Source organism: Chitinophaga sp. (genome assembly GCF_036569125.1).
GTDB lineage: Bacteria > Bacteroidota > Bacteroidia > Chitinophagales > Chitinophagaceae > Chitinophaga.
In genome coordinates, this window is record NZ_DATCRF010000010.1 from 1 (window position 1) to 18357 (window position 18357).

The 18357-nt window shown below is 48.7% G+C and carries 16 protein-coding genes; 9 read left to right on the forward strand and 7 right to left on the reverse strand.

Translation table 11 applies throughout. The features are described from left to right. From VIM87_RS00355 to VIM87_RS00370, 4 genes are all read left to right on the forward strand, one after another. Window positions 1-234: response regulator (locus tag VIM87_RS00355; protein WP_331995040.1), on the forward strand; the 234-nt coding region annotated here is incomplete at its 5' end. Window positions 235-256: 22 nt separating this feature from the next. After that, the gene (locus tag VIM87_RS00360; RefSeq protein WP_331995041.1) at window positions 257-619 is read left to right on the forward strand and encodes a response regulator; all 363 of its coding nucleotides are present in this window, start codon (window positions 257-259) and stop codon (window positions 617-619) included. Beyond that, the gene (locus VIM87_RS00365) at window positions 606-1445 is read left to right on the forward strand and encodes a protein-glutamate O-methyltransferase CheR (protein ID WP_331995042.1); all 840 of its coding nucleotides are present in this window, start codon (window positions 606-608) and stop codon (window positions 1443-1445) included. The genes VIM87_RS00360 and VIM87_RS00365 overlap by 14 nt, the downstream gene beginning before the upstream one ends. Next, window positions 1427-2008 carry a chemotaxis protein CheB gene (locus tag VIM87_RS00370; RefSeq protein ID WP_331995043.1) on the forward strand — a complete coding sequence of 194 codons (582 nt, stop codon included), beginning with the start codon at window positions 1427-1429 and terminating at the stop codon, window positions 2006-2008. The genes VIM87_RS00365 and VIM87_RS00370 overlap by 19 nt, the downstream gene beginning before the upstream one ends. A gap of 231 nt (window positions 2009-2239) precedes the next feature. Here the strand turns inward: VIM87_RS00370 and VIM87_RS00375 are convergent, their stop codons facing one another. Further along, complete coding sequence (locus VIM87_RS00375) at window positions 2240-4525, reverse strand: Tex family protein (RefSeq protein WP_331995044.1); 2286 nt, start codon at window positions 4523-4525, stop codon at window positions 2240-2242. Window positions 4526-4999: 474 nt separating this feature from the next. Here VIM87_RS00375 and mazG point away from each other — a divergent pair, with 474 nt between their 5' ends. Together mazG and VIM87_RS00385 are read left to right on the forward strand one after the other, a co-directional pair. Then, complete coding sequence (gene mazG / locus VIM87_RS00380; protein ID WP_331995045.1) at window positions 5000-5764, forward strand: nucleoside triphosphate pyrophosphohydrolase; 765 nt, start codon at window positions 5000-5002, stop codon at window positions 5762-5764. A gap of 133 nt (window positions 5765-5897) precedes the next feature. Then, window positions 5898-9671 (forward strand): HAMP domain-containing sensor histidine kinase, encoded by a 3774-nt coding sequence (locus tag VIM87_RS00385; RefSeq protein ID WP_331995046.1) that lies wholly within the window; start codon window positions 5898-5900, stop codon window positions 9669-9671. A gap of 49 nt (window positions 9672-9720) precedes the next feature. Here VIM87_RS00385 and VIM87_RS00390 read toward each other — a convergent pair whose 3' ends face one another. Then, window positions 9721-10101, reverse strand: coding sequence for a helix-turn-helix domain-containing protein (locus tag VIM87_RS00390; RefSeq protein ID WP_331995047.1), 381 nt, complete (start codon window positions 10099-10101; stop codon window positions 9721-9723). A gap of 121 nt (window positions 10102-10222) precedes the next feature. Here VIM87_RS00390 and VIM87_RS00395 point away from each other — a divergent pair, with 121 nt between their 5' ends. Continuing rightward, complete coding sequence (locus VIM87_RS00395) at window positions 10223-10609, forward strand: DoxX family protein (RefSeq protein WP_331995048.1); 387 nt, start codon at window positions 10223-10225, stop codon at window positions 10607-10609. 105 nt (window positions 10610-10714) lie between these two features. Here the strand turns inward: VIM87_RS00395 and plsX are convergent, their stop codons facing one another. From plsX to VIM87_RS00410, 3 genes are all read right to left on the reverse strand, one after another. Beyond that, a complete protein-coding gene (gene plsX, locus VIM87_RS00400) occupies window positions 10715-11665 on the reverse strand; it encodes a phosphate acyltransferase PlsX (protein WP_331995049.1) in 951 nt (316 codons plus the stop codon). 166 nt (window positions 11666-11831) lie between these two features. Beyond that, on the reverse strand, window positions 11832-12026 hold the full coding sequence (rpmF, locus tag VIM87_RS00405) for a 50S ribosomal protein L32 (RefSeq protein WP_089915028.1): 195 nt from the start codon (window positions 12024-12026) through the stop codon (window positions 11832-11834). Window positions 12027-12202: 176 nt separating this feature from the next. Continuing rightward, window positions 12203-12739, reverse strand: a complete 537-nt coding sequence (locus VIM87_RS00410) for a DUF177 domain-containing protein (RefSeq protein WP_331995050.1) — start codon at window positions 12737-12739, stop codon at window positions 12203-12205. 293 nt (window positions 12740-13032) lie between these two features. Between VIM87_RS00410 and VIM87_RS00415 the strand changes: the two genes are divergently transcribed. Then, the gene (locus VIM87_RS00415) at window positions 13033-15039 is read left to right on the forward strand and encodes a response regulator (protein ID WP_331995051.1); all 2007 of its coding nucleotides are present in this window, start codon (window positions 13033-13035) and stop codon (window positions 15037-15039) included. Here the strand turns inward: VIM87_RS00415 and VIM87_RS00420 are convergent, their stop codons facing one another. After that, complete coding sequence (locus tag VIM87_RS00420; protein WP_331995052.1) at window positions 15040-15924, reverse strand: fructosamine kinase family protein; 885 nt, start codon at window positions 15922-15924, stop codon at window positions 15040-15042. A 64-nt stretch (window positions 15925-15988) separates the two neighbouring features. On the opposite strand from VIM87_RS00420, the gene VIM87_RS00425 reads away from it, so the two are divergent. Continuing rightward, window positions 15989-17038: a DUF3810 domain-containing protein gene (locus VIM87_RS00425; RefSeq protein ID WP_331995054.1), complete on the forward strand. Its 1050-nt coding sequence runs from the start codon at window positions 15989-15991 to the stop codon at window positions 17036-17038. A gap of 171 nt (window positions 17039-17209) precedes the next feature. On the opposite strand, the gene VIM87_RS00430 is transcribed toward VIM87_RS00425, so the two are convergent. Beyond that, a complete protein-coding gene (locus tag VIM87_RS00430; RefSeq protein ID WP_331995053.1) occupies window positions 17210-18157 on the reverse strand; it encodes an arginase in 948 nt (315 codons plus the stop codon). Between the last annotated feature and the right edge of the window lie 200 nt (window positions 18158-18357).

Sequence of the window (18357 nt, forward strand, 5' to 3'; positions counted from 1 at the left end):
AATGTAGACCTGGTGCTCATGGATATGATGATGCCCGAAATGGATGGATATGAAGCCACCCGCCGCATCCGGCAGATCCATAAGTACCGCAACCTGCCGGTAATAGCCGTAACCGCCAAAGCCATGACCGGCGACCGCGAAAAGTGTATTAATGCAGGCGCATCAGACTACATTACCAAACCGGTGGATGTGGACCAGCTGGTATCCCTGTTACGGGTATGGCTATATGAATAACTCCAAAAGCAAATAAAAGGGAATGCGCAGCATATTAATAATAGACGACGACAGCAGGAATATTTTTGCCCTCAGCGCAGTGCTGAAAGCCAGGGGATTTCAGTGTGTAACCGCCACCGGTATGCAGGAAGCATTTGACTTGCTGACAGCAGAAAATACCATTGGCATTGTTTTAATGGATATGATGATGCCGGATATGGATGGGTATGAAGCCATTCCCATTCTCAAAGCATCGCCCCAATGGCAGCACCTGCCGGTAATAGCCGTTACCGCACAGGCCATGGCCGGCGATAAGGATAAATGCCTGGCCGCCGGTGCAGATGGCTATATCTCAAAACCTGTTGACATAGATAAACTGCAGCAGCTGCTGGATGAGTATGCATGATAAAATGGAAAATAGTGTGAAGGATGAAGAGCTGGACCTGCTGCTGGACGAATTGTACCGCAGCTACGGCTACGATTTTACCAACTACGCCCGCGCTTCTTTAAAAAGAAGGGTGAGCCGCCTCATGATCATAGACCGCTTCCCCAGCTTTGCTGAGCTGTTATACCGCGTACGCCAGGATCCTGCCTACCTTACCCGTATGGTGGAGGAGCTAACGGTGAACGTAACGGAAATGTTCCGCGATCCCCAGGTGTTTAAGACCATCCGGGAAGAGGTGCTGCCCATACTGGCCACGCATCCCTTTATCCGCATCTGGCACGCCGGCTGCGCCACCGGGGAGGAAGTATATTCCATGGCCATTCTGCTGGATGAAGCTAACCTGCTGCATAAATCACTGCTGTATGCAACAGACCTGAACCCAACGGCCATTGAGAACATCCGCAAAGGCGTGTTCCCGATCAGTGAAATGAAACAATACTCGGAGAATTATATTCTATCCGGCGGTAAGCACGACTTTTCAAAGTATTACACCGCCAAATACAACTGGGCCAAGTTCGACGACCGCTTAAAGGCCAAGATGATCGTAGCCACGCACAACCTGGTCTCTGACCGCTCATTCAACGAATTTGTACTTATCTTTTGCCGCAACGTGCTCATTTATTTTGATAAGTACCTGCAGGATAATGTGCTCACATTATTTGACGACAGCCTGGAAAAGCTGGGTTTCCTGGTGCTGGGTTCCAAGGAGAACCTGCGCTTTAGCCCCATAGCCCGTAAGTTTAAACAATTGGAAAACAGGGAAAGAATATGGCGCAAGGTGATGTAAGCAAATATAAGATGGTGGTGATCGGCGGCTCCGCCGGCAGCCTGGATAGTATCCTGAAGATAGTAGCTGCCGTACAGGAGTCGGTAGATGTTGCCTTTGTAGTGGTAGTGCACCGCGGCAAAAGCGGCGATTCCATTTTAACCGATCTGCTCTCCTCTCAGACAACCCTGGTAGTAAAGGAGGTGGAGGATAAGGAGCTTATTTTACCAGGCACCATTTACATAGCCCCGCCGGATTATCATTTGCTGCTGGAAAACGAATATACCTTTTCACTGGATGCCTCTGAAAAGGTGCACTACAGCCGCCCCAGCATAGATGTAACCTTTGAATCGGCCGCCCTCGTATACGGGCCTGCGTTAGTAGGGGTATTATTATCCGGCGCCAATGCCGATGGCGCGGTGGGGCTAAAGAACATTGCCGATGCAGGCGGCTTCACCATTGCACAGCAGCCCGCCACCGCAGAAGTAGGCTACATGCCCCAGCAAGCCATTAACATGACCAAAGTAAGCGTAATACTGGAAGGGGAGGATATTGGCGTGTTCTTAAGAACGCTGCTGAAATAAGAATGTAAAATTTCAAATGTAAAATCATAAATGCAAAAGGGAATGCAGCGATCATACTACATTCCCTTTACATTTTATATTCTAATATCACAATTATCAATCCCAATCATCAAGGCCCCCAAGCTTGGCACCACAGTAGCAAAAAAGCTTAATCAAGGCACCACTCCGCAACCGGGCGGTAACCGGTTGCGGGGCCCCTTTTTGGTTCCTTTTTGGGGAAGCAAAAAGGAACTAATGAAACTTCTTTTTTAATTCCTGCAGCTTAGCCTGAAAATCATTCAGCGGCGCTGCTGCAGCCTGCTTACCGGCAGGTTTATTACCACCGCTGTTATTATCGCGGCGTTCCTTGCGGGCACCACCGCCGCCGCTGCTGCCGCCGGTTGCCGGCGCTTCATTATCTTTCATCGATAAGGAAATGCGCTTGCGGGAGGCATCAACTTCCAGCACCGTTACCGTTACTTTCTGGTTCAGCTTCACCACCTCGTTAGGGTTGCCCACAAATTTGTTGGAGAGGTGGGAAATGTGCACCAGCCCATCCTGCTTAACGCCAATATCCACAAAAGCGCCAAAGGCGGTGATGTTGGTTACTACGCCGGGCAGCGTCATACCGGGTTTTACGTCCTCTATCTTGTGAATGCCTTCTGCATATTCAAAGATGGCTATTTCATCGCGCGGGTCGCGGCTGGGTTTATCCAGCTCTTTGAGAATGTCTTCCAGCGTAAGCAAGCCAACTTCTTCACTCACGTATTCTTTCGGGTTTATCTTTTTACGCAGCTCTTCCTTGGCCATCAGGTCCTGCACGCTGCACTGTTGTTTGGCTGCCATGGCTTCTATCAGGCCATAACGTTCCGGGTGCACGGCAGAGTTATCCAGCGGGTTATCGCCATTTTCAATGCGCAGGAAGCCCGCGCACTGTTCAAAAGCTTTTTCGCCCAGGCGGGGTACTTTCTTCAGCGCTGCCCGGCTCTTGAATGCGCCGTTCTCTTTACGGTACTTCACAATGTTTTCCGCCAGGGAAGGCCCCAGGCCGGAGATATAGGCCAGCAGGTGTTTGGAGGCGGTGTTCAGGTTTACGCCCACATTGTTCACGCAGCTTACCACTACGCGGTCAAGGCTTTGTTTCAGGTGCGACTGGTTCACATCGTGCTGGTACTGTCCCACACCAATGGATTTGGGATCAATTTTCACCAGCTCTGCCAGCGGGTCTATGAGCCTGCGGCCGATGGATACTGCACCGCGTACGGTAACATCATGGTCCGGGAATTCCTCACGGGCCACTTCTGAAGCGGAGTATACGGATGCGCCGCTTTCATTCACCATAAATACATTGATCTTGGTGCCGAAGTCTATCTTCTTCACAAACTCCTCTGTTTCACGGCCGGCAGTACCATTACCTACGGCAATGGCCAGGGTGTTATATTGTTTGGCCCATTTTTTCAGCAGGGCTTCAGCTTCATCGCGTTTGTAGTTCTTTTCCAGGGGATATATTACATCGTTATCCTGCATATTGCCCTGCTCATCCAGCGCCACTACTTTACAGCCGGTACGGTAACCCGGGTCAATGGCTATTACGCCTTTGGGGCCCAGCGGGGCTGCCAGCAGCAGCTGGCGCAGGTTTTCAGCAAATACGTCAATAGCTTCGGTATCCGCCTTTTCTTTGGCCAGCGCGCGGAACTCGTTTTCCAGGGAGGGGCGCAGCAGGCGTTTATACGCATCCGTTATAGCCTTGTTCATTTGTTCCCGGGCCGCAGGGCTGCCTTTCACAAATTGTTTCTGGATGATCTCCAGGGCTTCATCTTCCACCGGCATTACGGTGGCGTACAGGAAGCCTTCTGTTTCCCCCCGCAGGATGGCCAGTACCCGGTGGGAGGGGATAGCAGGCAGCTCTTCCTGGAAATCAAAGTAGTCTTTGTATTTCTGTCCTTCTTCTTCTTTACCTTCTATTACTTTGGAGGTAAGCACCGCGGTGTGGGTGAACAGCTTACGCAGCTTATCACGCAGCTCCGCATTCTCATTGATCCATTCGGCAATAATATCGCGGGCGCCTTTCAGGGCTTCATCTGCAGAAGCAACTTTATCATTTACATATTCGGCAGCCAGGGTATCCGGCGCAATATCTCCCTGCTCAAAAATAATTTTGGCCAGGGGCTCCAGGCCTTTTTCAATGGCGGTGGTAGCGCGGGTTTTACGTTTGGGTTTGTAAGGCAGGTACATGTCCTCCAGTTCCGTAAGGTTCCAGCTAGCTTCCAGCTTGCCCAGCAGCTCCGGGGTCATTTTTTCCTGTTCCGTAATAGTTTTAATGATAAACTCACGGCGTTCATCCACTTCCTGGTAGCGCTTTTTCAGATCTTCAATACGGGCGATCTGCACTTCATCCAGGCTGCCGGTTACCTCTTTCCGGTAGCGGCTGATAAAAGGTACCGTAGCGCCTTCTGCCAACAAGTTCATGGTATTTTCTGCCTGCCTGGCAGCAATACCTAATTCCGCTGAAATGAGTGCGATGTGTTTGGTATTCATGAATTAACTAATAAAGAATAATTAAAAAGTAAGGCTTTTGTAAAAACCGGTCGCAAATGTAACTAAATTGGCTTTTACGGCAATCGAAAGTTGTTAACAGGCGGCCGGAGGCGCCTGTGTCCATGGTCCATGGTCGATGGTCCATAGCCGGGTGCGCGGTGGTAACAGTTCACAGAGTATTCCAGTCTTATATAACGTATAGCTGCGCCTAGAACTCCCAATTGCAAATAAACACCGCCTCACTGCCAACCAGTTACATTCATCAGCTTTCCTGCCCCGCTTTCCCGCACACACTATGCCATCTGCCATGAACCCGCTATTACTTCTCACCACCTTTCCCTCACATCTGGCCATCGACCATAACCATGGCCCTCATCCCACGCACCCCCTTCTCCCGCGCACTGTGCAATGGACCATGGACTCCCGCACTGCCTGTAGTCCGTGGACTATTTTTACTACATTTATCCAATGGAAATGCTAAAAACCGCCTCCTTTCAGCAGCTGCTCAACATCATGGACGATCTCCGGGAAAAATGCCCCTGGGACCGGAAACAAACCCTGCAATCACTCCGGCAGCTTACCATTGAAGAAATGTACGAGCTGGCCGATGCCATCACAGAAAACGACTGGAAATCAATAAAAGAGGAGCTGGGCGACCTCCTGCTGCACATTGTGTTCTACGCCAAAATAGGCACAGAGCAGCAGCAGTTCACCATAGACGATGTTATTACCGGTATCTGTAACAAGCTCATTCACCGGCACCCGCATATTTATGGCGATGTGGAGGTAGAAAATGAAGAGCAGGTAAAACAGAACTGGGAAAAGCTGAAGCTGAAAGAAGGGAAGAAGTCCACCCTCAGCGGCGTACCCGTATCCCTGCCGGCACTGGTAAAAGCCATGCGCCTGCAGGAGAAAGCCAAACAGGTGGGCTTTGAATGGGATAACACGCAGCAGGTAATGGATAAGGTGCAGGAAGAGCTGCAGGAGCTGCAGGAAGCCCTGCAAACCGGCAACCAGCAGGAGGTGGAAGATGAATTTGGCGACCTGCTGTTTTCCCTGGTCAACTACTCCCGCTTTTTGAAAGTAGATGCAGAAAATGCCCTGGAGCGCACCAATAAAAAGTTCATACGCCGCTTTCAGCAAATGGAAACCCTGGCCGCACAACAGGGGCGCCAGCTCTCCGACATGACCCTCACCGAAATGGACGGGTTATGGAACGAGGTAAAAACAAAAGAATAATATGCAAATTTGCAGATGTGCAAATGTGCAAATGGGGGAATGCACCATAATAATAAGGCATGCATACAACTGAAACCACACATTTTTTCATCATCTGCATATCTGCACATTTGCATATTCGCACATTGATTTCATGTTAGACATTAAAGAAATACGCCTTTTTTTCCTGCGGCACGGTTACCTGCTGATCATAGCCGCATGGTTATTCACCTTTGCTTTTTTGTTCAGCAATTACTGGTCGTACTACTCATCCCCGCAGGGGGTAAAGCGCAGCCTGGAAAGAAGCCTGCATAACCGGGAGCTTTCCTTTGAGGAGCTGGCAGCCGATACGCTCACCATGCGGCACCTTTTTCAGCGCAATTATAATGAGCAGGAGCTGAAAATGCTGCACAACCGCGACTACTACGTATATGCATATGACAGTACTGCCGCCGGCCGCTGGCTGCTGTTCTGGAGCACCAACCTGGTACAGCCCGATGACCTGCAGCCTTTGAAACAAGGCTCCGGCTTCGCAAAGCTCAAGAACGGTTATTACGAGGTGTTGTGCCGCAAATTACCCGGCCCCCCGGGGCATAGCCGCTACCTGGTAGGACTGCTGCCGGTGGCCATGGAATACAGCATCAGCAATGATTACCTGGTAGATCACTTTTTTGATAAGCCGGCCCTGGGCAAGGAATACAGCATACAAATGCGCCCGCCGGGCATACCGGTGCTCAATAACAGGAACATCATTTTATTTTACCTGTACTACGATCCCGCGCTGGATGCAAGCCCGCCCAACCTGCTTAGCGTTATACTGCGGGTGCTGGGCTGTATCTGCGTGCTTATATTCCTGAACCTTTTTGCCACGCTGCTGGCCCGGCATAAGAACCCCCTCATGGGATTCCTGTACCTGCTGTTCATGGTAGGCACGCTGCGTGTACTAAGCTACGTATACCCCTTCCCGTTTAACCTGCGGGCCCTCAATATCTTCATGCCCTATATTTACGCCAAGGATGAGATCTTTCATTCCCTGGGCGATCTGTTGCTGAACGTATTGCTCACCTTCTGGATGCTGCTGTTCTTCCGGGAGCACGTAAAAACCATTAATGCGCCGGCGCTCAGGCACAAATGGCAGTCGTGGCTGGTGATTGCCCTGGCCAGCCTGGTAATGTTTATTGTAGGCCAGTTCCTGTCAGAGCTGATCCAAAGTTTGGTGATAGATTCCAAGATCTCCTTTGACGTAACCAACCCTTTCAGCCTCAATGAATACAGCCTCATAGGCTTCATCATACTGGGTTTTATAGCCTTTAGCTTTTTATTCTTTTCGCAGATCATTAACTTTTTGCTGAATGAGCTTACACAGTCGCGGCACCGCACTAAATACATTTTCTTAGGCGCAGTAGGCATCCTGTGGCTGCTGTTCCGCATTCATAACCCTGAGATCCCGTATTTCACGGTAATGGTATTGTGGCTGCTGTTCTATGTAATGCTGCTGGATATGTTCTCCTCCCGTTTCGAGAACAGCCTGGCCACCGTAGCCTTTGTATTCTGGCTGGTGCTGCTTACCGTTACTACCTCCGCCGTACTGGTGTATTATAATAATAAAAAAGAGCTCAGCCAGCGGGAACGCCTGGCCATTAACCTCTCCAAACAGCGCGATCCCTACCTGGAAATGCTGCTGAATGATGTGAACCGCAATGCCAGTGATGATGAGCTGATGCAGCTGTTCTTCCAGGACCGCCGCAGCTCCAGCCAGCTGCCACGGGAAATGCTGGAAAATGAGCTGAAGCAGAAGTATTTCAAAGGTTACCTGAGCCGTTTTAATCTTACCTTTTATTTCTTTGATGAGAACGGCTACCCCGTATACCCTTCCGATACTGCCAGCCTGTATTCGCTGAACCCGCGCATCCTGCAGCAGTCAGACCAGGTAGGCAATGATAATGACCTGTATTACAATGAGCGCAGCTTTAATGATTACAGCTATATCGGCAAACAGGTATTTTACCGGGATAGTGTGATCATTGGCTCTATGGTGTACGAGCTTACACCCGCCGTGGTAAACCCGCAGAAGCTGTACCCCGAGCTGCTGGTAGACGGGGAACTGAGCGATCCGGAGAAAGAATCAGCCGCCGCCTATTCCTACGCTATTTATGATAAGAACATCCTGGTAAGCAATAACAATGATTTCCCTTTTCCCATAAAGCTGTATAACAGCGATATACCCTTAACAGATGTATCGGAGAAAACGGTGAACGGCCATTCCGTACTCATTTACAAGGCCTCGCGCGATAAGGTGGTGATGGTGGTAAAGGAAAGCCGCAGCTTTATTGAGTTCATAACGCTGTTTGCCTACATGTTCTGCCTGTTCCTGCTCATTATTGTTATTTACCGGCTGCTGGATCTGCTGGTAAAAGCGCGCATGCGCATAGGGCAGCTAAGGGCCTTGGTAGATGTGAGCATCCGCCGTAAAGTGCATGGCACTGTCATCTTTGTAGTGGTATTTGCATTCATCATCCTGGGGGGCACCACCATCCTGTTCTTCATAAACCGTTCGGAAACAGAGAACCGGGAGCGCCTCAGCAAAACCATGAACGAGGTAGCCCATGATGTGGAAAAGGAGTTTTACACCCAGCGTATGTTCGATGAGCTGGAGGACCTGTACGATCCGGTGTTTCAATCCGGCCTGCAATCATCGGTAAGTGATATTGCGGAAGACCGTGCACTGGACATTAACATTTATGACCGGGATGGCAACCTGGAAGTAAGCACACAGCCCTTGATGACGGAGAAAGGCCTGTTATCCCGCAAAATGCACCCGGCAGCCTATTTTCATATGTTCCGCCTGAACCGTATACAATTCATACAGGAAGAAAAAATAGGCAGCATGCGCTACCTTTCCGGTTATGTGCCCCTGCGCAACCCGGAAGGAGAGGTATTTGCCTACCTCAACGTACCGTATTTTGCCACGCAAACGGAGCTGAACCAGCAGATCTCCAACTTCCTGGTAGCCCTGATCAATTTTAATGCATTCATCTTTTTAATAGCCGGTATGCTGGCGCTGCTCATCACCAATTCAATTACCAAGTCGTTCTCGCTGGTAACGGAAAAGCTGCGCCATGTGAACCTGGGCCAGCGTAACGATGAGATAGAGTGGGAGAAAGACGATGAAATAGGCGCGCTGGTAAAGGAATACAACAAAATGGTGCGCAAGCTGGAAGTGAGCGCCGTAAAGCTGGCCAAGAGCGAAAGGGAAGGGGCCTGGCGCGAAATGGCCCGGCAGGTGGCCCACGAGATCAAGAACCCGCTCACCCCCATGAAGCTCAGCATTCAGTATTTACAGCGGGCCGTGGGGAATGATAGTCCTAATGTAAAGGAGCTTACCAACAATGTAGCCCATACATTGGTGGAGCAGATTGAGCACCTTTCCAACATCGCCTCTGACTTCTCTGCATTTTCACGTATAGGCGAAGCTGTTAACGAAGTGCTGCTGCTTAATGAAACGTTGCATTCCCTGCACGCGCTGTACCAGGGCCAGCCCGGCTGCGCCATCCACTATGATGAGCCCACACAGCCTTATTATGTGTATGCAGATAAAACGCAGATGAACCGCCTGTTCACCAACCTGCTGCAAAATGCCATACAGGCTATTCCGGAAAGCAGGAGCGGTAATATAGTAATGCATATGCAGGCCACGGACGACCGCCAGTGGGTAATTGTAAGCGTGCAGGATAATGGTGAAGGCATTTCCCCGGAAATACAGTCCCGTATTTTTGTGCCCAACTTTACTACCAAGAACTCAGGTACCGGCCTGGGACTGGCTATGTGTAAGAATATTGTAGAGCAGGCCCGCGGGGAAATATGGTTTGAGACCCGCATTAATACGGGCACCACCTTTTTTGTAAAGCTGCCCTTAATAGAGCATTAGCATTCCCGTACGGCCGTAACCGTAATGGCTGAATATTATTACGTGCAGGTTATTTTCCGTTAATGATCTTTTCCCGGTGCTGGTAGCCCCATTCTGCCAGCGCGCTCATCACGTTCTTCAGCGTAGCGCTGTAAGGGGTAAGCTCGTACTCCACTACTACCGGCGTTTGGGTATGCACGGTGCGGGTTATAAACCCGTTCAGCTCCAGCTCTTTCAGCTCATTGGAAAGCACCCGGGCCGAAATGCCCTCAATGGCGCGTTGCAGCTCATTAAAACGTTTATGGCCATGCCCCAGGGCAATAATAACGCGCAGCTTCCACTTACCGCCGATCACGTATAGCGCATCGCCCACGGCCCGCAGGTGATTGCTGCATTGTACTGCTGTTTTCGGTTCGGTGAAGAGCTTTTCCTCTAAAGTATCAAATGGCATATCTCACAGTTTTTACTAACCTAAAGGTTACTACTAACCTATCGTATAGTACTAATAAATGGTTAGCAAATATACCTAGTTTTGCTCTTCTAAACTAACGGAACAGAAAATCTACTGAAATATGAAAGCAACAAAGATCATTTACTGGATAACCACGGCAATTGTGGCCTTAATGATGGCCTTTTCGGCCTATTCTTATTTAACACAGCCGGCCATTACAGAAGGTTTCCATCACCTGGGTTATCCTGATCATTTCCGGATAGAACTGGCCATTGCCAAGCTTATAGGGGCTATTTTACTGCTTGCGCCTGTAGCGCCCCGTATTAAGGAATGGACCTATGCCGGGTTCACCTTTACCTTTATTGCGGCCTTCATGGCGCATACCGCTGCCGGCGACCCGGTGGCCAACCGCGTTATGCCGCTGGTATTCCTGGGGATCCTGGTGGTGTCTTACCTGCAATATCACAAGCTGCAGAAGGGCGTGCAAAAAGCAGCGCTGGCGCATTAACAGCGATCTGCGGATTCAGATAACCTCTTCAGAAGGCTCAATAAAAAAGAGCGTGTATCCATACAGGATGCACGCTCTTTTCTTATTTGCAGTCAGCAGTGAGTTTTAACTCTGCTTTCCGTTAAAGCTTTCTTTGATCTTGTCCAGCAGCTTGCTCTCTATCATCTGCTGCGCCAGGGTGATCATGTTCTTAAAGGCTGCAGCTTCTGAAATGCCGTGGCCAATGATCACCGGCTGGGATACGCCCAGTACCGGGGTACCGCCATAGGTCTCAAAATTAAAACGGTCCAGGTATTCATCCCGGATATTGCGTTTTACCGCTATCTCATGGAACGATTCTGCCATTTTCAGCACTACGTTGCCGGTAAACCCTTCACATACGATCACATCTGCCTTGTTGCTGAAAATATGGCGGCCTTCTATGTTGCCGGTAAAATTCAGCTGCGGATGTTCTTTCAGCAGGGGATAGGTGGCCTGTGCCAGCAGGTTGCCCTTGCCTTCCTCTTCCCCGATGTTCAGCAAACCCACGGTAGGGTTATCCCTTTTCAGGATATGCTTTGCATACAGGGAGCCCAGTATGGCAAACTGTACCAGGTTCTCCGGTTTACAGTCCGAATTAATGCCCACATCCAGCAGCAAACCAAAAGAACCGTCTTCCCGGGGAACGGGGGTGCTGATGGTAGGCCTTTGTACGCCTTCTATGGCTTTAATGGAATAAAAGGTGCCCACCATCATGGCGCCGGTATTACCTGCGCTGATGAAGGCATCTATTTTCCCGTTCTGTAAAAGGTGAAATCCGATGGCAATAGAGGATTGTTGCTTTTCTTTGAGTGCTTTGGTAGGGTGCTCATGCATGCCAATTACCTGCGGGGCATGTACGATCGTATAGTCTGATGCAGGGATCTGCGCTTCTGCAAGCAGGGGGGTGATGGTTGGTTCATCCCCTAAGAGTACCAGGTGCGCTTTGGTGGCAACAGTTTCTAAAAATAATTTTACTCCTTTTACTGCTTCCTGGGGGGCATAGTCGCCTCCCATCATATCAAGCCCAATTCGCATTGTAACGTTAGTTTGTCTTAAGGTAGAATACACAAAAATTACGAATTTATCAATTACGAATTACGAATCAAAACAGAGCGAAGATAACCATCCGCTTCATCCCAATTCGTGATTCGTAATTTAATAATTCGTAATTAACTTAATACCCGCTGGTACGAAAGTAAAATTATTTAGCGCTGTTCTGTTTCTCCAGCACTACCTTTCCTTTGTAGTATAATTTGTCTTCTACCCAATGAGCACGATGTCTCAGGTGCACTTCTCCGGTTGCGCTATCAGTGCTTAAAGTATCCGCAACAGCCTTGTAATGCGTTCTTCTCTTAGCGGATCTTTGCTGAGAGTGTCTGCGTTTAGGATTTGGCATTGTATATCAATTTAAGATTTCAGATTTTAGATTTCAGATTTACGATTTATTGCCTTTGATTTACTATTTCGATTTTAAAATCTAAGATCGTAAATCTAAAATCGTAAATTTTATTTATTCCCGATTTACGATCCGATTTAAATCTAAAATCTAAAATCGTAAATCTAAGATCATTATTAGTTTTCCCGGAACTTGTCCAGGTCTTTCCAAATTGGATTCTTATTATCTCCCGCCTGCTGGTTCATTTTGTCCAGCATATCCAGCACCTTTGGATCACAACCGCTTTTCCCGCTGGCATCATCCGGATGGATGCGCTGCATGGGAATGCTGAGGTTAATGAACTCATAGATCAGATCGGCCACATTAAAGTGCGATTCTGTTTTTGAGATGTAGGTCACATCCGGATCTTCATCGCTTTCCAATTCATCCGGATTCTCTACCAGCTTCACTACCTGGTCAAAATCATCCCAAAGCTGTAATTCAAACGGTGCCCCGCATCTGTCACAAATTACCGTTACTGTGCCGCCTATTTCGAATTTTAGCATGAAAAAGCTGCTTTTTTTGTCAAATTGCAGCTTTACCGTTGCATTGCAGTTACTAAAATCCTGCGGACCGTAATTTTCAAAAAAACTATCCGTAATTTGGTACTGAAAGGCATGCACTCCGGGTTTCAGTCCTACAAAGGCTATATCAAATTCACGGAGTGATTTCATCTGATTAAAATTTGATGTCAAAGTCAGATGGAACGTGCGCAAAGTTATTTACTTTTAAGAAAAGAACTAGGGCTCGTTTCCTATAAAACAGTCCTCCACTTTTAGAGGGATGCAAAGGTAGCGAAATTATTGTAAATGTAAAAATTTCCTAAATTTGTTGATTATCAATGCATCGAGAGCCTGTGCTGCTGTCTGTGAAAACATTTTCCTTGTACACTCTATCCCGTGAAAAATGAACCATGAAGGCCAAAGTTAGACTGGGACACCGAAATACACCTTTTGTAACCGCCAATATGCCAAATTCGGAGGAACAGGCTATCTTTTCCCTACCCATCTCAGAATTTCTGCATAATACCAGCGCCGGGGTATTGATCACCAATGCTCAAAATTACCTGATCTGGGTCAATCCTGTTGTGATCAGTTCGTTTGATATTGGGCCTGCCGGCGAATATATCCTGCATAAATCTTACCAGGAAGTTATCAGCTTTTTCCGCCCGTATATTGTTGACCCGGAGGCGTTTGAGGAGAAAATGAAGGAGCTGCGCCTGCGCCAGAAACCTTATTATGGCTGGCCGGTAACCTTTATAGACGGGCGCGCCATAGAGATCAGCTATCTGCCCCTGACAGAAAATGGCCTGTACAAGGGCAGCATCTGGCAAATTGTGGATGTAACCCGGAACCGCCTGCTGCAGCGGGAGCTGGAACGGGCCCGGCAGGATGCGGAAGATGCCCAGAAATACCAGAAAGAGTTCCTGGCCAATATGAGCCATGAAATACGCACCCCCCTGAATGTGATCATTGGCATGGCCCACCTGCTGGAAGAAACCCACCTGGACCTGCGGCAGCTGGAATATGTAAAAACGCTTAAGCACTCCTCCGGGATCCTGCTGGGCCTTATAACCGATATACTGGATATTTCCCGTATAGAGGCAGGGGAGCTGCAGGTGAACCAGCGGGAATTTAACCTGGGTGAGCTAATCCAGTCATTAAAGCATACCTTTGAGCTGAAAATTGGTCAGCGGCCGGTTAAGATCTCCGCCACGGTAGATGCCCAGCTACAACACCTGCTGGTAGGAGACGACCTCCTGCTGAACCAGATCCTGATGAATTTGTTGGGGAATGCAGATAAGTTCACAAAAGAAGGGGAAATAATACTAACCGCCACGCTGGAGAGCTGGCAGGACAATAAACTATGGGTGCGGTTCCGGGTTTGTGATACCGGCATCGGCATCCGGAAGGACAAACTGGAGCTGGTTTTTCAGAACTATAAGCAGGCAGAAAAAGAGATCCGTGAAATTTACGGTGGCACCGGGTTGGGACTGGCCATCGCAAAACAGCTGGTAGAAAGGCAGGGCGGCAATATACTGGTAGAAGAACATCCCGGCTACAGTACCTGTTTCTCATTCAACCTTCCGTTCATTGACACCAATAAACCGGCAATATCCGGCGTGCGGTACGGCCCGCGGCGCAGGCATATTGATTTCGGGGGGGCCAGGTTACTGGTCATTGAGGATAATCCTATGAACCTCCGTTACATCATTAGCCTGCTGGAAAAATACCATATCCATTGCCAGCTGGCCACCAATGCTCCCGACGCTATTTATTTCCTGGACAACCGGCAGTATGACCTGATCCTGATGGACATCCGCATACCCGGTATGGATGGATTTGAGCTGACCAAACGGATACGCGCCGACGAAAAGCTGCCTAACGTAGCCACCCCTATTGTAGCTACCACCGCAGTAACTATGGAAAGCACCGCCACCATGGCCCGTACTATTGGAATAACAGATATCCTGACAAAGCCTTATACGCCGGATCAGTTATTACAAATACTTAACAAATACCTGAACGAAGAAGAAACTGCCTTAATAATGGAGGAAGCAGAAGAGCTGCACATTAATGGTTACGAGTTCCACCAGGAGCTGAATGCCAGGTACCTGCGTACTTTGTATGAAAACAATATTGCTTACGCCGCGGATCTGTTTGAGATCTTTATCAAAACCATCCGTACGGAAGTACGCAAGCTGGAAAATTATGTGCATGAAAAAGACCTGGAAAGCCTGAAGAACCAGGTGCATAAGCTAAAACCCAACTTTGCCATGGTAGGCCTTACCTGGCTAACAGATAAGATCCAGGAGATGGAAGACACCCTCCGTGAAGATCCCGAGGATCCGGTTGAGAAAATAGAAGCCCTTTATGCCGACATCTCTGCCGACATGAACAAATACTTCCCGATCATTGAAGATGAGTTTGTAAAAATGCTGTCGTTTATTAAAGAGCATGGGGTGAGGAGGTGATCAATCCCACTCCTTCAGCACTCCTTTAATACTATCCACATAGTTGCCGCCAAATAACAGCGCATGTACCAGCATGGGATACAGCTGGCAAATGCCTATACGCTGCTGCCAGCCGTTAGCCAGGGGATAGATGTTTTCATAAGCATAATAAAAGCGGGTATCAAAACCACCGAACAGGCGGGTCATAGCCAGGTCCATTTCCCGGTGGCCGTAATACACGGCCGGGTCATAGATACAGGCTTTACCATCCGGGCCCACCATAAAATTGCCGGACCATAGATCGCCATGCAGCAGGGCCGGCGGCTCTTCCGGGAAAATAGCAGGCAGCCGTTTGCATAGCTTCTCCAGCTGCTTAACCGTAGCCTTTTCCAGCACACAACGGTCATAGGCCTGCTTTACCAGCGGCATCAGGCGGTTAAAGGCATAGAACACCGGCCAGGTAGTATAGGGGGTGTTAAACTGTTTAAGCGTACCTATATAGTTGGATTCAGGAAATCCGAAGTAGGATTGTGTATTGTGATGCAGCTTGCTGAGGGAGCCTGCGAACTGTTCCCAGAAATCATGGGTAACCCCGCCCTTTTTCATAAAGCTGGTCACCAGGAAACCACGGCTGTGAATATTGCCGTAACATACCGGTTCCGGCAGCGTAAAAGTATTGGTTTTACGCAGGGTATCCAGCCCGCTGTATTCTTTGGCAAACATATCGGGATAGCGGCGGCCATCGTTAATTTTCAGGAACCAGTTGCCCTCATTGGTATCCAGGCGGTAGGTTTCATTAATATCTCCACCGTTGATCCTTTCTGCCTGATTAATCTGTATTTTCACCGCCAGTTTTGCAGATAGTTGTATAGACAGTTCGTTTAGAAATAGTGCATCTGCCTTCATTTTTCGGTTATAGGTTATTATGGAAATAAAAGCTGCGATTAAAAGATCGGTTATGCGTATAGGTATGACCGTATTTTGCCTTTTGTTGTTTAAGCTGCTGTTCTCGATCAGTACTGGCTTTACTTCATTCTATTTTCATAGGCTATATGTTTGGATCAGTACCTTCTTCAGACGGCTCATAGGATCAATACCTTTCAGTGTTGGCGATCTAATATATACCGGCTGGGTTATAGGTGGGGTCATTTTTTTGTTAAAATTATGTTATAATATCTTCCGTGGCCGCTGGCAGCACGCCGGCCTGCTGTTGTTGAACGCCCTGGGATTCTTACTGGGCGTGTATTTCGCCTTCCTGCTGCTGTGGGGTTACAACTACCGCCGGCATTCGCTGGCTGCAGATATGGGGCTGCAAATGCAGGTAAAACCCTACAATACCAACCAGTTATATAAGCTGGCCGATACCTTGTTACAGCAGGTGAACCAGCAAAAGGCCGCTTTGGGCGATACCAATGGTATTGCCGCTCCCGACCCCGACAGCGCCAGGCTGTTCCGGCGCGCCGCCCTGGCGTATGAACAGGCCGCTGTAAAATGGCCCCTGCTGCGGTATAAGCATCCTTCCATAAAAAAGCCCATATACAGCCATTGGCTTAATTATATGGGCGTAACGGGCTATTTAAATCCCTTTACCAATGAGGCGCAGGTGAATACCACCACACCCGGGTTTACCCAGCCTTTTACCACCTGCCATGAAATTGCCCACCAGCTGGGATATGCGCCGGAGGAAACCGCCAACTTTGTAGGTTACCTGGTAGCCGACCATTCGCCGGATATACGTTTCCGTTATGCCGCCAACCTGGAAATGTTCCTGTACAGCACCGGACAGCTGGCCCGGCGCGATACCGCACTGGCCCGCGAGGTATGGAGCCGCGCCGTACCCGGCATAAAGGCAGACTATAAATATGTAGTTGATTTTTACCGCTCGTTCCGCGGCCCGCTGGATGATTATTCCCAGCTGTTGTATGATCAATACCTGAAAGCCAACAAACAGGAAAAAGGCATTTACAGCTACAGCGAGGTTGTTAGCTGGTTGATCGCCTACTTCAGGATCCCTGAATAATTAATAATGAATAATTAAGAATTAATAATCATGGAGGCATGTTTTTAAAGAACCACTATTATTTCAATTGAGCTGATTTCATTTGTGTGCAATCTACACGGTAACTAATTTGCACCAACAGCCCTTCAGCGTACCCTGGCCCTATGATTATTAGTTATTCATTCTTAATTATTAATTAACCATCAGCACATTCACACTCCGCTGAAGTATATTGAACGCAATCTCCGCCATCAGGTTCTCACGGTCCAGGGTGGGGTTTACCTCCGTTATTTCAAAGCAGCAGATCTTGCGGTGCTGCATAAATTTGGCGATCAGGTCTTCGGCTTCCCTTTCCCGCAGGCCGTTGCTCACCGGGGTGCCGGTGCCCCTGGAAATAGAAGCATCCAGGCTGTCTACGTCAAACGAAATGTAGATGTAATCACAATCGCTCAGGTAGCGGAATACAGAGCGGGAAATGTTCTCCGGGCCCTTGCGCCTTACCTCGCTGGTAGTGATCACCTTCATGCCGTATTTTTTGATCAGGTGGTCTTCTTCCTTTTCATAATCCCGCAGGGAAATGAACACAATATCTTCCGGCATTACCTTGGGCGATATTTTACCGATATTCTTCAGGGCATTCCACATTTTGGCGGTATTATCATCCAGCTCGTGGGCCTTAAATTCCAGGTTGTCTTCTGCAATGGAGGCAGCCAGCGGCATCCCGTGCATGTTGCCGGAAGGGGTGGTGTAGGGGGTATGCAGGTCGGCATGGGCATCGATCCATATTACCCCCAGCTTGGCTTTGGGGTGCGCCATTTTAAGGCCGGCAATGGTAGCGCCGGCGGTGCTATGGTCGCCGGATAATACTACCGGGAACCAGTTTGACTTTACCGTATCAAACACGCTTTTGCTGATGCGCTCATACATGTTGTAGATCCCTTTGATCCTTTTGGCAAAAGGGGACTCTATCGGCTCAAATAACAGCTTGTTCTCAGTTTCTATTATTTCGGACGGAAAGTGTACAAAAAAATTGCTCATGAAGTCCAGCGCCGCAATCTTGATAGCATCTATTCCCAGGCTGGCGCCACGCGTACCAGCGCCTATTTCCGATTTAACCTCAATGATCTTGATGTTCTTCATATGCGGCAATCTACAGGTTTTTAACCGATCACGATTATCAATTATTTGTTATGCTTTATAGCAAGCGGGCTGAAAAACTGAACCAATTCCAATAAGAATGCATGCTTATAAGAATTTCTTCAACGTTTGCGAAGGAATAATGGATAACATTGAATTCTTTGCATATGCGCGGGAGAAGGGCATACATCAGTATATTTGCC